At 64.6% G+C, this 13,223-nt stretch carries 13 protein-coding genes; 7 read left to right on the top strand and 6 right to left on the bottom strand.

The genetic code is table 11. The features are described from left to right. The first annotated feature begins 263 nt into the window (after positions 1–263). The 7 genes from BMI87_RS10480 (at position 264) to BMI87_RS22925 (ending at position 7,329) form a co-directional block, all read left to right on the top strand. Positions 264–1,865, top strand: a complete 1,602-nt coding sequence (locus tag BMI87_RS10480; protein WP_078521227.1) for an FGGY-family carbohydrate kinase — start codon at positions 264–266, stop codon at positions 1,863–1,865. A gap of 1 nt (position 1,866) precedes the next feature. Beyond that, positions 1,867–3,375, top strand: coding sequence for a glycerol-3-phosphate dehydrogenase (locus BMI87_RS10475; RefSeq protein ID WP_078521225.1), 1,509 nt, complete (start codon positions 1,867–1,869; stop codon positions 3,373–3,375). Then, positions 3,375–4,307: a sugar phosphate isomerase/epimerase gene (locus BMI87_RS10470; RefSeq protein ID WP_078521223.1), complete on the top strand. Its 933-nt coding sequence runs from the start codon at positions 3,375–3,377 to the stop codon at positions 4,305–4,307. Before BMI87_RS10475 ends, BMI87_RS10470 begins: the two co-directional genes overlap by 1 nt. Positions 4,308–4,402: 95 nt before the next feature. Then, positions 4,403–5,338, top strand: a complete 936-nt coding sequence (locus BMI87_RS10465) for a sugar-binding transcriptional regulator (protein WP_078521221.1) — start codon at positions 4,403–4,405, stop codon at positions 5,336–5,338. A gap of 22 nt (positions 5,339–5,360) precedes the next feature. Continuing rightward, entirely contained in the window at positions 5,361–6,128 is a 768-nt protein-coding gene (locus BMI87_RS10460; protein WP_078521219.1) for a DeoR/GlpR family DNA-binding transcription regulator, read from the top strand. A 212-nt stretch (positions 6,129–6,340) separates the two neighbouring features. Beyond that, on the top strand, positions 6,341–6,988 hold the full coding sequence (locus tag BMI87_RS22930; protein WP_256376238.1) for a LysR family transcriptional regulator: 648 nt from the start codon (positions 6,341–6,343) through the stop codon (positions 6,986–6,988). Next, the gene (locus BMI87_RS22925) at positions 6,985–7,329 is read left to right on the top strand and encodes a LysR substrate-binding domain-containing protein (protein WP_256376237.1); all 345 of its coding nucleotides are present in this window, start codon (positions 6,985–6,987) and stop codon (positions 7,327–7,329) included. Before BMI87_RS22930 ends, BMI87_RS22925 begins: the two co-directional genes overlap by 4 nt. A gap of 56 nt (positions 7,330–7,385) precedes the next feature. Here BMI87_RS22925 and BMI87_RS10450 read toward each other — a convergent pair whose 3' ends face one another. The 6 genes from BMI87_RS10450 to BMI87_RS10425 form a co-directional block, all read right to left on the bottom strand. After that, positions 7,386–8,642: a TRAP transporter large permease gene (locus BMI87_RS10450; RefSeq protein ID WP_078521217.1), complete on the bottom strand. Its 1,257-nt coding sequence runs from the start codon at positions 8,640–8,642 to the stop codon at positions 7,386–7,388. 11 nt (positions 8,643–8,653) lie between these two features. Then, positions 8,654–9,178 carry a TRAP transporter small permease gene (locus tag BMI87_RS10445; protein WP_232621666.1) on the bottom strand — a complete coding sequence of 175 codons (525 nt, stop codon included), beginning with the start codon at positions 9,176–9,178 and terminating at the stop codon, positions 8,654–8,656. 50 nt (positions 9,179–9,228) lie between these two features. Then, positions 9,229–10,203 (bottom strand): TRAP transporter substrate-binding protein, encoded by a 975-nt coding sequence (locus BMI87_RS10440; RefSeq protein WP_078521212.1) that lies wholly within the window; start codon positions 10,201–10,203, stop codon positions 9,229–9,231. Between the two features lie 143 nt (positions 10,204–10,346). After that, the gene (locus BMI87_RS10435) at positions 10,347–11,102 is read right to left on the bottom strand and encodes an SDR family NAD(P)-dependent oxidoreductase (protein WP_078521210.1); all 756 of its coding nucleotides are present in this window, start codon (positions 11,100–11,102) and stop codon (positions 10,347–10,349) included. 33 nt (positions 11,103–11,135) lie between these two features. Beyond that, a complete protein-coding gene (locus BMI87_RS10430) occupies positions 11,136–12,164 on the bottom strand; it encodes a transketolase family protein (RefSeq protein WP_078521208.1) in 1,029 nt (342 codons plus the stop codon). Next, positions 12,161–13,012, bottom strand: a complete 852-nt coding sequence (locus BMI87_RS10425; protein WP_078521206.1) for a transketolase — start codon at positions 13,010–13,012, stop codon at positions 12,161–12,163. The genes BMI87_RS10430 and BMI87_RS10425 overlap by 4 nt, the downstream gene beginning before the upstream one ends. Positions 13,013–13,223: the final 211 nt, after the last annotated feature.

The following is a 13,223-nucleotide window of genomic DNA, read 5'->3' as shown; positions in this document are numbered from 1 at the left end:
GAATTTGCCAGCCTTTTCCTCCGTTTGGCGGGCAGTGGCGTTCGGTTCGTGCTGATCACCATACCTGAAAAAAATTACAAAGAAAGAAAAAAAATACACTCGACATGTGGTCGGGCTTGGGTATGCTTGATGCGTCTCGAGGGCAGATTTGTCCCCGAGAAGACCGCACTGGCTGGAGGGGTCGCGGTCGCAAATCAAGGGAGGAGGTCGCATGGCTCAAGCGCCTTGCGTGGCTCGCCATCTGCGTCCCGAAACGGTGCAGCATGGCTGATCGCGACATTATTATCGGCATCGATGCGGGAACCTCCGTCATCAAGGCTGTGGCCTTCGATTTGTCGGGTCGGCAGATCGCGGCGGCGGCTGTGCCGAACCGCTACGACAGCGGCCCGAACGGAGCCGCAACTCAGAACATGGACCGGACATGGGCCGATTGCGCAAGCGCGCTGCGCAGCCTTGGCGAGCGTGTCGACGGGCTCGCCCGCCGCACCGCTGCGCTGGCCGTGACCGCGCAGGGTGATGGCACATGGCTCGTGGGGCAGGGCGATCGCCCGGTCGGTGATGCCTGGCTCTGGCTCGATGCGCGGGCGGCGGAGACCACCCGCAGGCTGGCCGGGCACGGCCGCGACGCGGCCCGCTTCCGCGCCACTGGCACCGCGCTCAACACCTGCCAGCAAGGCGCGCAGATGGCGCATATGGATCGCCATTGCCCCGATCTGCTGGATCGCGCCGAGGTGGCGCTGCATTGCAAGGATTGGCTCTATCTGAACCTCACGGGCGTCCGCGCGACCGATCCCTCCGAGGCGAGCTTCACTTTCGGCGATTTCCGCACCCGCAGCTATTCCGACCTCGTGATCGAGGCGCTGGAGCTGCGGGGCCGCAGCCATCTTTTGCCGCCGATCCTTGACGGCAGCCGCGAGACCCATCCGCTGAGCGACGCGGCCGCTGAGGCGACGGGCCTGCTGGCCGGCACGCCCGTCAGCCTTGGCTACGTGGATATGGTGATGACCGCGCTGGGTGCGGGCGTGCATACCGATACGCCGGGGGCGGCTTGTTCCACTATCGGCTCGACCGGAGTGCATATGCGCGCGGTGCGCGACGAGGACGTCACGCTGAACGGGCGCTCGGGCTATGTGATCTGCCTTCCAGCAGAGGGCATGGTCACGCAGGTGCAGACCAATATGGCCGCCACGCTGAACATCGACTGGGCACTGCGCGTCGCGGCCGATCTGATGAGCGAGACCGGCCATCCGCATGACTACGCCGATCTGGTGGCGCGGATCGACGGCTGGCTCGCCCGATCCGAACCGGGTGCGCTGCTCTATCAACCCTATGTCTCCGAGGCGGGCGAGCGCGGGCCGATGGTCAACGCCAATGCCCGCGCCGGATTTATCGGCCTCTCCGCAGGTCACCGGTTCCCGGACATGATCCGCGCCGTGGTCGAAAGCCTCGGCATGGCCGCGCGCGATTGCTATGGCGCGATGGGAGAGCTGCCGCGCGAGCTACGACTGACCGGCGGCGCTGCGCGCTCCGGCGCGTTACGTAGAATCCTTGCGGCGTCCGTCGGGGCCCCGGTGCGGGTGTCGGCGCGCGAGGAGGCCGGGGCTGCTGGCTGCGCCATGATGGCCGCCGTCGCGATCGGCGCCTATCCGGACATGGAAAGCTGCGTCGCCGAATGGGTCACGCCGCTTCTGGGCGAGGCCGAGGCCCCCGACCCGGCGCTTCAGACCACCTATGCAGACCTTTACCCCGCCTATGCCGAAGCCCGCGAGGCGCTCGAACCGGTCTGGGACCGGCTCGCAGAGCATCGCGACCGGCGGACCACCCCCGAAATCGATGCGCCGCGCACCGCGCAAGGAGGATCGTGACATGAGCACGCAGGAACTGGATCTTTTCGTCATCGGAGGCGGCATCAACGGCGCGGGCTTTGCGCGCGACGCGGCGGGCCGTGGCCTCAAGGTGGCGCTGTGCGAGAAGGATGACCTTGCCGAGGGCACGTCGTCGCGCTCGGGCAAGCTGGTGCATGGCGGGCTGCGCTATCTCGAATATTACGAGTTCCGGCTCGTGCGCGAGGCGCTGATCGAACGCGAGGTGCTGATGAACGCCGCGCCGCATATCATCTGGCCGCTGCGCTTCGTGCTGCCGCATTCGCCGCAGGATCGCCCGGCATGGCTCGTGCGGCTGGGGCTGTTCCTCTACGACCATCTCGGCGGGCGCAAGAAGCTGCCGGGGACGCGCACGCTCGACCTGCTTCGCGATCCCGAAGGCGCGCCGCTCCTCGACAAGTATACGCGCGGCTTCGAATATTCCGATTGCTGGGTCGATGACGCGCGTCTGGTGACGCTCAACGCGCTCGATGCGGCGCAGCGCGGGGCCATCGTGATGACCCGCTCGCCCGCGATCAGCGCGCGGCGCGAGGACGGTAAATGGCGGGTGGTGACGCAGAACACCCTGACCGGAGAAAAGCGCGAATTCCTCGCCAAATGTCTGGTGAATGCCGCCGGTCCTTGGGTGACCGATGTGCTGACCCGGGTCGCCGGGGCCAATTCGACGCGCAATGTCCGGCTGGTCAAAGGCAGCCATATCATCGTGCCGAAATTCTGGGAGGGGCCGCATAGCTACCTCGTGCAGAATACCGACAAGCGAGTGATCTTCATCAATGCCTATGAGGGCGACAAGGCGCTGATCGGGACGACCGATATCGCCTATGAAGGCCGGGCCGAAGATGTCGCCATCGACGACGGCGAGATCACCTACCTGCTCGACTGCGTGAACCGCTACTTCAAGGAGAAGCTGCGGCGCGAGGATATCCTCGAGACCTTCTCGGGGGTGCGGCCGCTCTTCGACGACGGCAAGGGCAACCCCTCTGCGGTGACTCGCGACTATGTCTTCGATCTCGACGAGACCGGCGGCGCGCCGCTGCTGAATATCTTCGGCGGCAAGATCACCACCTTCCGCGAGCTGGCCGAACGGGGCATGCACGAGATTCGCCATGTCTTCCCGAAGATGGGCGGCGACTGGACCGAAGAGGCGGCGCTGCCGGGCGGCGACATGCCGGGGGCGGATTACGATGCGTTCCGCGAGACGCTGAAGGCTGAATATCCGTGGATGTCCCGGGACTTGCGCGAATATTACGGACGTCGCTACGGCACGCTCACGCATCGGATCGTGGGCACGGCCAATGACCCCAAGGGTCTGGGCCGTCACTTCGGCGGGCATCTTTATGAGGCCGAGGTGACGTGGCTGGTCGAGAACGAATGGGCGGCCACGGCGGAGGATATCCTCTGGCGACGCACCAAGCACCGGCTGACCATGTCCGAGGCCGAGATTGCGGCCTTCACCGAATGGTTCGACACAGCGCATGCGGTGGCTGCCTGATGGGACTGACGCTGTCTTTGAACACCAATCCGCTGGTGAACCGCTTCGCCGATCCGGATGACCTGATCGATTGCGTCGCCCGCGATCTGCGGATTCGCGACCTGCAACTGACGCACGAGTTCATCAACCCGTCCTGGCCCGCGCCGGTGATCCGGCGTCTGACGCGGCAGATGAGCGCGGCACTGTCGCTGACCGGGGTGCGTGTGACCTCTGGGATGACGGGGCCTTACGGGCGGCTGAACCATTTCGGCCATCCCGACCGAGACGTGCGGCGCTACTATGTCGACTGGTTCAAGAGTTTCGCGGACATCACCGCCGATCTCGGCGGAACGTCGGTGGGCACGCAGTTCGCCATTCTGACCTATCGCGAGCAGGACGACCCGGCCAAGCGCGAAGAGATGATCCGGATCGCCATCGACTGCTGGGCCGAAGTGGCCGAGCACGGCAAAGCCGCCGGGCTGGACTATGTCTTCTGGGAGCCGATGAGCGTGGCGCGCGAATTCGGCGAGACCATCTCCGAATGCATGGCGCTGCAGGACCGGCTGACCGCGGCGAATATGGCGATCCCGATGTGGATGATGGCCGATATCGACCATGGCGACGTGACCTCCGAGAACCCGGACGACTTCGACCCTTATGCCTGGGCGCGGGCCGTGCCGAAGGTCTCTCCGATCATCCACATCAAGCAAAGCCTGATGGACAAGGGCGGGCATCGTCCCTTCACGGCGGAGTTCAACGCGCGCGGCCGCATCCAGCCCGAGCCGCTGCTCAAGGCCTTTGCCGAGGGTGGCGCGGCGGACAATGAAATCTGCCTCGAGCTGTCCTTCAAGGAGCGCGAGCCCAACGACCGCGAGGTGATCCCGCAGATCGCCGAGAGCGTGGCGTTCTGGGCGCCGCATATCGACACCGGAGCCTCCGACCTCAAGGTCTGAAGTCCGGGCAACGCGGCGGGGCTTCCCTAGGCCTCGCCTGCGCCTTATCAATAACGCCGCGCAACGATCTTGCGCGGCCCGAGCCGAAGGACAGCATGAACGACACCGATGAAACACTCGCCATCCGCGCAGCGTGGATGCACTACGTGGGCGGGCTCACGCAGGCCAAGGTCGCCAAGCGGCTTGGTCTGCCGTCGGTCAAGGCCCACCGGCTGATCGCCAAGGCGGTGGCCGACGGTAGGGTGAAAGTGTCGATCGAGGGCGATATCGTCGAATGCGTCGAGCTGGAGACGCGGCTGTTCGAGACCTACGATCTCAAGCTTTGCGAAGTCGCGCCGGATATCGGCGAAGAGGGCTTGCCGCTGCGCGCATTGGCACTGGCGGGCGCGGCCTATCTCAAGCGGCAGTTCGAAGCGGGCGAACATTCGATCATCGGGCTGGGGCATGGCCGTACCTTGGCCGAAGTGACCCGGCAATTGCCGCGTACCGATGCCAAGGGGCTGCATTTCGTCTCGCTGCTTGGCGGGCTGACCCGCAATTTCGCGGCGAACCCTCATGACGTGATGCATCGCATCGCGGAGAAAACCGGCGCGCGCGCCTATGTCATGCCGGTGCCGTTCTTCGCCAATACCGTCGAGGACCGCGAGGTGCTGCTATCGCAGCGCGGCGTCGATGAGGTCTTCCGCATGGCGCAATCCGCGACGCTCAAGATCGTCGGTATCGGCACTGCCACGGCGGATGCGCAGCTGGTTTCCTCGGGGATGATCGAACCGGGAGAGATCGAGGCGATTGCAGCGGCGGGCGCGCAGGGCGAGATGCTTGGCGATTTCTTCGACGCCTCCGGAAATGTTGTAGAAACCACGCTTTCCGCCCGAACGCTCGCAGTGGGCTACGATCCCGAGCGCGAAGAGGATATCGTCGCCATCGCGGGCGGGCCGGACAAGGTCGAAGCGATCCGGGCGGTTCTGCGGTCTGGCAGGGTGGCCGGGCTGATCACCGACGAGCGGACCGCACGCGCGCTACTGAGCTGACGGCACGCAAAGGACGACCCTGATGAAACGAGACGACCGGAGGCAGAGCATCCTCGACGCACTGGTACGCGACGGGGCGGTGCAGCTCGACGAGTTGGCCGAACGGTTCGGTGTCTCGAAGATGACGATCCATCGAGATCTGGACGATCTCGAAACGGAAGGGCTGCTGCGCAAGATCCGGGGCGGCGCCACGATCGAGCCCGGCTCGCAATTCGAGAGCGATTTCCGGTTCCGCCAGTTGCAGGGCCATGACCTGAAAGAACGGATGGCCCGCGCCGCGCTCGAATGGGTGGAGCCGGGAATGACCGTTATGGTCAACGATGGCTCGACCGCGTCCGTGTTGGGCAGCCTGTTGCCGGAGAAGCGTCCGCTGACGGTGATCACCAACAACGACGCGGTGATGGAGGCGCTGAAAGCCGAGCCGGGGATGACCGTCATCGCGCTGGGCGGGCGCTATTCGGCGAAATACAACGCTTGGATCGGGCGGGTCACGGAAGGCGCGCTGGCCACGCTGCGCGCCGATCTGGCCTTCATCTCGACGCCGGCGGCGGGGGATGGGCGCGCCTATCACATGGACGACGACATCACGCGTGCGAAACGGGGCATGATGGACGCCGCGGCGCAGTCGGTGCTGCTGATCAACCATCTGCGTTTCGACCGGACGGCGCTGCACGTTCTGGCCGACTTCTCGGAATTCGCGGCGGTCATCACCGATGCCGAACCGTCGGAAGCAGCCCGGGCGCAGATCGAAGCCACGGGGGCCGTGCTCAAAGTCGCGAAAAGCGGGTAGGGCACCGTTTTTTGCGACCTCTGTCACGACGGCGGGTCGGTTGCGCCATCGAGAAAGCGCAGTGAATTGAAGCAGCGCTTCACAGGATTTGCATCTGCTATTAAACATCAAGGAAAGGCTTGCCGCGATGCCGGGCAGCATCCGTGACGGCTTCCGCCACACGATTTGCGCGCAATCGCATCCGGCACGGTCGTATTTCCAAGGCGCAGGACATGCTCAAAGACATCAATCTCAACGCGATGAACCACTTCGAGGCCGTCGCTCGGCTCGGCGGCATATCGAAGGCGGCCGAGGAGCTGGGCGTGTCGCCTTCCGCCGTCAGCCAGCAAATCCGGCAGTTCGAGCAGCAAATGGGTGTGCGTCTATTCAAACGCGAGAAACGGCGGCTGTCGCTGACACTGGATGGCGAGCGACTGTTCCAGACGACGACGCAGGCATTCCGGATGATGCGCGACGTGCGCTCCGCGATCCAGCGCCAGCGCGAGACGCGCCATTTCATCCTGCGGGTGTCGCCCTCTTTTGCGGTGCGCTGGCTCTCTCCGCGGCTCAAGTCGTTTCTTGAGCTTGCGCCGAACTGGGACATGCGGATCGATGCCGCGCCCGATTTCTCCGACTTCGAGACAGAGGTCGTCGATCTGGACCTGCGCTATGGCGAAGGCGGCTGGACCGGCCTGCATCAAGAACCGGTGGTCCATGACCTCGTGCTGCCGATGTGCTCGCCCGGCTATCTGGAAGAGTTGCGCGCGCTGTCCGACGATCCGATCGGACAGTTGCGACAGGCGCGGCTGATCGACTCGGTGAAGACGCATTACCGTTGGATTTCTGGCTGGCGCGGCACGGCATCATGGGAGAGCGGATGATCTACCCGATGCGGTTTGACCGCTCGTCGATGGCGATTCAGCTGGCGACCGACGGGGCAGGGGTCGTTCTGGAAAGCACGACGCTCGCCCTGAACGAGCTGGAGCGCGGGGCCCTCGTGCCGCTGTCGACCGCTTTCGAAGCGATCCGTTTCCCTGCCTACTGGCTCGTCTCTCCGGCGCGCCATACCAGCCGTCGGATCGTGCGGATCTTCTCGGACTGGATGCGAGAGGAAGGTGCTGCCCATGATGCACGCGCCTCGGCGCTGATCACTGGCTTGGGCTGTCGCATCCGCGAGCAGCGCGGGCGACAGCTACCGGGGGAAGAGTACCTGCCCGAATGAAATACGCGCGCCCTGTTGCCAAGGCGCGCGCAATGGATGCGGACGCTGGATCCGGGTCAGTAGATCGTCAGCGCCGGTACGTAGGAGATCAGCGCCAGCACGAGGATCGCCACGAGGTAGAAGGGCGCCAGCGAACGCACCACCTCCATCACGCCAACCCGTGCGATCGCGGCTGAGATGAACAACGTCGTTCCTACCGGTGGCGTATAAAGACCGATCGACAGGTTCACGACCATCATCAGGCCAAGCTGCACCGGATCGAGACCGATCGTATGCCCGATCGTCACGAAGAGCGGGCCAAGCAGCAGCACCGCTGCGGGCAGATCGAGGAACGCGCCCACGACCAACATCACCACGTTCAGTGCAAGGATCACCAGCCAGCGCTCCTGAATGGTCGCAGCCACCCATGCGGCGAGCTCTTGCGGTACGCGCTCGGCGGTCAGGAGCCACTGGATCGTGGAGGATGCCATGATGATGAACATGACCGCGCCGGTCATCATCGCCGTGTCGACCACCGCCTCCCACAGGGATTTGGGATTGAGGTCACGGTAGATGACACCGCTGACCAGAAGGGCATAGGCGACCGCCATCACGCTGACCTCGGTCGGGGTCGCCACGCCGAAGCGCAGGGTGCCGATCACGAAGACGGGCATCAGCAGGGCGGGGATCGCGCTGAAGATCTGGCTGCGGAAGGCGGCAAAGCCTCCTTCCAGCGGCGAGCGCGGCAGATTGCGGCGGCGCGCCACGATCGCGACGGCGATGAACATGCCCACGCCCAGCATCACCCCCGGCAGGATGCCCGCGACGAAGAGGTTGATGATCGAGGTTCCCGACACCAGCCCATACAGAATGAGCGGGATCGACGGCGGGATCAGGACCGAGACGGTCGAGGAGGCAGAGTTGATCGCCCCCGAGAAACCGCCCGGATAGCCCTCGGCTTTCTGCACCGGGATGAGCGCGTTGCCCATCGCGGTCGCATCGGCCACAGCCGAGCCCGAGACACCGCCGAACATCACCGATCCGAGGATCGAGACCTGTCCCAGGCCACCCTTGAAATTCCCCACGACGAGGCGCGCGATATTCACCAGATAGGTGCCGAACCGCCCCGCCATCATCAGGTTGCCCGCGAGGATGAAGAACGGCACCGCCAGCATCGGAAAGCTTTGGGTGGGCGTGTAGAGACGCTGCACGATCACCGCCAGCGGCTTGTGGTCGAGCCACAGCGCGGCGGCGACGCCGCCCAGCATCGCATGTGCCACCGGCACGGCAAGCGCGAGCAGCACGAAGAAGACGAAGATCATGACACCGGCCATTGCGGGTCTCCTCAGCTCAGGCTTGCATGGGCGGGATCGTCATCCATCACGGACTTGCCCCCCAGCAGCAACACGATGTCGAGCGCGGCGATGATGGCCATCGCTCCGAATGAATAGACCATGCTGGAATAGCCCCAGATCGCCTTGACCCCGAGCGTGGACAGCGTCTGAAAGGTCGAGGCGCGCAGGATCGGCTGGCTGGACCAGAGGACCGAGATCGAGATCACGATGATCGCGGCTTCGACAAACAGCATGAAGGCGCGCCGAACCCGGGCTCCGGCCAACTCCGGCAACAAGGTGATCGCGATGTTGCGCGAGCGCGCGGTGGCGATGACGATGCCGCCAGCCACGAGCCATGGCAGCAGGATCGCATGGATTTCATAGGCCCACGGGATGCCCTTGCCGGCCCCGTAGCGCAGGATCACGTTTGTCAAAAGCGCCACGAACAGCACCGAAAGCGTGCCCGCAGCGATCAGCTTTCCCGACCATTCCAGCAGGTCGATCACGCCTTGCGCGAGGCGCAGGAAGGGGCGCATACGCCCCCTCCCTTCGCCTGATCCCGCGGCGTCGCTGCGGTCAGAGTCGATCATTCCAGCCCCGCAGCCTTTTTGAGTTCGGCGACCGTATCGGGGTAGTCCTTGGCGTATTTGTCATAGACCGACTTGGTTGCCTCGATATAAGCCGCGCGGTCCGCCTCAGCGAACTTGGCGCCGTCTGCCTCCATCTTCGGCATCAGCTCCTTGTCTGCCTTGAGCGACATGTCACGCTCCATCGCGCCCGCTTCCGAGGTCGCCTTGAGCGCGCAATCCTGCGTCGCCTTATCAAGGCCTTCCCACCACGACAGGCTGGCCACGACCGGGGTGCTTTCATACTTGTGCCCGGTCATCGTGATGTAGGGCGTGATCTCCTGCAGCTTGGCCGAGTTGATGTTGGTCAGCGGGTTTTCCTGACCGTCGAACACGCCCGATTGCAGCGCCGAGGGCAGTTCGGACCACGCCAGCGGCGCGGGCGATGCGCCGAGCGCGTCGAAGATGTCGATCGTCATCTGATCCGGGGGGGTGCGGATCTTCAGGCCCTTGAGGTCGGCAGGCTCTTTGACGAACTTGTTGACCGTGGTGATGTTGCGAATGCCGTTATCCCAGAAGCCGAGGATCTTGAGCCCGGCTTTTTGTGCGTCCGCGTCAAGCGAGTCACCCACCGGCCCGTCGAGCACTTTCCACGCGGTTGGCAGATCCTTGAACAGGAAGGGCAGGCCCAGCAGACCGATCTGCGGCACGATCTGCGCCATCGGACCCTGGCTGTTAGCCGTGACCTGAATCACCCCCGCCGCGGTCGAGGTCAGCATCTCAGAGTCGTCGCCCATCGTGGCCGAGGCCGCGACGTTCACCGTATCCTTGCCGTCGGTGCATTGGCTAAAGATTTCAGCCCATTTTTCCGCCGCGATGTAGCGCGGGTTTCCAGGGTTCGCACCGTGCGCGAAGATCACCTCGTCAGCCTGCGCCGTAGAGGCCCCCGCAAGGGCCGTCGCGCCGAGAAGTGCGATGGTCAACATAGATTTCATTGGTCTCTCTCCCGATTGGTTCGGACGGTCTCCTCACCGTCCCGCCGGATTGGCTCCGGCTTCATCCGGCCCACCTCACTGCGGGCCGGAGATTAGTTGCCTTGCGGTCAGGCACAACCGCGAACAGGCGTTATTCGGTCGGCCTAGTGAATGAGCGAGCCGCCATTCACGTCGACTTCGGTGCCGGTGCAGTAGGCCGAAAGGTCAGAGGCAAGGAACAGCGCGCAGCCAGCCACATCCTCTGCCGTGCCCGCGCGTCCCATCGGAATTCCGGCGAGGACTTGCGTGCGCATCTCTTCGGTCAGCTTGCCTGCGGTGATGTCGGTGGCGATGAACCCCGGGCAAAGCGCGTTCACGCGCACGCCGTCGGGGGCAAGCTCGCGCGCCGAGGCCTTGGTCAGCCCCAGTACGCCCGCCTTCGCGGCCGAATAGTGCGGGCCACCGAAGATGCCACCGCCGCGCTGCGCGGAAACCGAGGACAGGTTCACGATCGAACCGGTCTTGCGGTCGCGGAAATGCGGCGTCAGCGCCTGCGTCATGTAGAGCGTGCCACGCAGGCTCACATCGGTCACCGCGTCGTAATTCTCCGGCATGATGTCCATGAGCTTGAGCGGCTGGGTGATGCCCGCATTGTTCACGAGGATATCCACCGCGCCCCATTTGGTGATCAACTCGTCTGCGGCGGCCTGACAGGCTGCCTTGTCGACGACGTTGCAGGCAAGCCCGACATGTCCCTCGCCGGGCAGATCGGCGGCAGCTGCAGCGGCCTGATCTGCGTCGAGGTCGAGGATTGCCACGGTCGCGCCATGCTGCGCAAAAAGCGTCGCCGTCGCCTTGCCGAGCCCGCGGGGACTGGCCGCCCCGGTCACGATGGCAAATTTACCGTCCAGAAGTCCCATTGTGTTCCTTTCTTCGTGTCGTTGACGCGGCGCTCAGAGCCAGCCGCGGATCTGTTGGGCGACCTTCGCGGTGCTCAGGCCATAGAGGTCATGAAGCGTGGGCAGCGCGCCCGCTTCGAGAAATTGGTCGGGCAGCGCGATCTGGCGGAAAGCCGGCGTCACACCTGCGCGCAGGAGGGAGCGGGCAACCGCTTCGCCCAGCCCGCCGACTTCGGAGTGGTTCTCGGCGGTGACGAGAAGTCGGCCCTTGCCGGCCTCGGCGAGGATCGTCTCGGTATCGAGTGGCTTGATCGTCGGGCAGTGCAGAACCGCGACGTCGATCCCGTCCTTGGCCAGCAACTCCGCCGCGTCGAGCGCGCGCATGGTCATGATCCCCGAGGAGACCACCAGAACGTCGCGCCCCTCGCGGATCATCTGCGCGCGGCCCAGCTCGAACTGGTAGTCGGGCCGATAGCGGGTGATCACCGAAGGCACCTTGCCCCGCAGAAGCCGGGCATAGACCGGTCCGTCATGAGCGATCATCGCAGGCACCATCTGCGCGACATCGGCCGCGTCACAGGGATCGAGAATGGTCAGGTTCGGCAGCCCGCGGAAGATCGCGAGATCCTCGGTCGCCTGATGGCTGGGCCCGTAACCCGTGGTCAGGCCCGGCAGACCGCAGACGATCTTGACCGGCAGGTTCTCCTCCGCGATCGCCATGCAGATGAAGTCATAGGCCCGGCGCGAGGCGAAGACCGAGTAGGTCGTCGCAAAGGGAATGAACCCCTCATGCGCCATCCCTGCCGCCGCCGACATCAGAAGCTGCTCGGCCATACCCATCTGGTAGAAACGGTCGGGATAGGCCTGCGCGAAGACATGCAGATCGGTATATTTCGCGAGATCCGCAGTCAGCCCCACGATACGAGGATCGTCCTTGGCGGCCTCGACCAAGGCGTGGCCGAAGGGGGCGGCGACGGTGTCATAGCCTTCCGCCGCCAGCGAAGCGATCATCGCGCTCGTCGCGACCTTCGTTTCAGGCACGCGGCGGGGTTCGTATTTGCGGGCGCGGGCTGCGGCGGTCATGCGGGCACCTCTGCGTCTAGAATATCCAGTGCGCGCGTCCACTCATCGGGCTCGACGCGGACGAAATGGGTGATCTCGCGCTCTTCGAGAAAGGGCACGCCCTTGCACATCTTGGTATTGCAGATGATCACGCGGGGCTTTTGCTCGGGGCAGGTGCGGGCAGCGTCAAAGGCCGCGACCAGCGCATCGAGGTCATTGCCGTCGACCTCTTGCGCGTGCCAGCCAAAGGCCTCCCATTTCGGTGCCTCGGCCCCGACGGCGAGCGCGTCACGGGTCGGGCCATCGGCCTGCTGGTTGTTGAAATCGACGATGCAGATCAGGTTGCTCAGGCGATGCTGGGTTGCCGACATCACGGCCTCCCAGGTCGAGCCTTCGCCAAGTTCGCCATCGGACATCAGGTTGTAGACGAACTGATCGCCGCCCTTCGCCTTCAGCCCGAGCGCCATGCCGACCGCGATGCCCAGCCCATGTCCGAGGCTGCCACCGGTGATCTCCATCCCCGGCGTGTAGGAGGCCATGCCCGACATCGGCATGCGAGAGTCGTCCATCCCATAGGTGCCGATCTCGTCCTCGGGCAGGATGCCCGCCTCGATCAGCGCGGCATAAAGCGCAATCGCATAGTGGCCGATCGACAGCAGGAAACGGTCGCGCCCTTCCCATTCGGGATCGTCGGCGCGCAGATTCAATGCGTGGAAATAAGAGGTCGCCAGAACGTCAGCCACACCAAGCGCCTGACCGACATAGCCCTGTCCCTGGACTTCGCCCATCTGGAGCGCTTTGCGACGGATGCCCCAGGCGCGGCGCGCCAACGAGACGTTCGACCGCAGATTTGCGGTAAGTTCTGGCATGGTTCCTCCCCTGCGGCGATCCTCCATCAGCCGCATCCTGCCCCGAACACTGCCGCGAGGAGCGCTCCAAAAAAAGAAAGGAAACTTAAACTCGTTGTTAGTATTTCTTCACAACTTCCCGGCTGGTTTTGATGTCCGAGCGGTGGTTTCCCCGCTACTCCTGTTTGGGAAGCTCTGCGCGCCACACTGAGGAGGTCGCGTGCAGAGCATG

The organism is Thioclava sp. F28-4 (assembly GCF_002020045.1).
In the GTDB taxonomy this organism is placed as follows: Bacteria; Pseudomonadota; Alphaproteobacteria; order Rhodobacterales; family Rhodobacteraceae; genus Thioclava; species Thioclava sediminum.
The sequence above is the reverse complement of the archived record's forward strand: the minus strand, read 5'-3'. Positions and strand labels throughout refer to the sequence as shown.

Coding starts and splice junctions, on each gene's coding strand:
- BMI87_RS10480 (WP_078521227.1), top strand. CDS start 264: ATGGCTGATCGCGACATTATTATCGGCATCGATGCGGGAACCTCCGTC.
- BMI87_RS10475 (WP_078521225.1), top strand. CDS start 1,867: ATGAGCACGCAGGAACTGGATCTTTTCGTCATCGGAGGCGGCATCAAC.
- BMI87_RS10470 (WP_078521223.1), top strand. CDS start 3,375: ATGGGACTGACGCTGTCTTTGAACACCAATCCGCTGGTGAACCGCTTC.
- BMI87_RS10465 (WP_078521221.1), top strand. CDS start 4,403: ATGAACGACACCGATGAAACACTCGCCATCCGCGCAGCGTGGATGCAC.
- BMI87_RS10460 (WP_078521219.1), top strand. CDS start 5,361: ATGAAACGAGACGACCGGAGGCAGAGCATCCTCGACGCACTGGTACGC.
- BMI87_RS22930 (WP_256376238.1), top strand. CDS start 6,341: ATGCTCAAAGACATCAATCTCAACGCGATGAACCACTTCGAGGCCGTC.
- BMI87_RS22925 (WP_256376237.1), top strand. CDS start 6,985: ATGATCTACCCGATGCGGTTTGACCGCTCGTCGATGGCGATTCAGCTG.
- BMI87_RS10450 (WP_078521217.1), bottom strand. CDS start 8,642: ATGGCCGGTGTCATGATCTTCGTCTTCTTCGTGCTGCTCGCGCTTGCC.
- BMI87_RS10445 (WP_232621666.1), bottom strand. CDS start 9,178: ATGCGCCCCTTCCTGCGCCTCGCGCAAGGCGTGATCGACCTGCTGGAA.
- BMI87_RS10440 (WP_078521212.1), bottom strand. CDS start 10,203: ATGAAATCTATGTTGACCATCGCACTTCTCGGCGCGACGGCCCTTGCG.
- BMI87_RS10435 (WP_078521210.1), bottom strand. CDS start 11,102: ATGGGACTTCTGGACGGTAAATTTGCCATCGTGACCGGGGCGGCCAGT.
- BMI87_RS10430 (WP_078521208.1), bottom strand. CDS start 12,164: ATGACCGCCGCAGCCCGCGCCCGCAAATACGAACCCCGCCGCGTGCCT.
- BMI87_RS10425 (WP_078521206.1), bottom strand. CDS start 13,012: ATGCCAGAACTTACCGCAAATCTGCGGTCGAACGTCTCGTTGGCGCGC.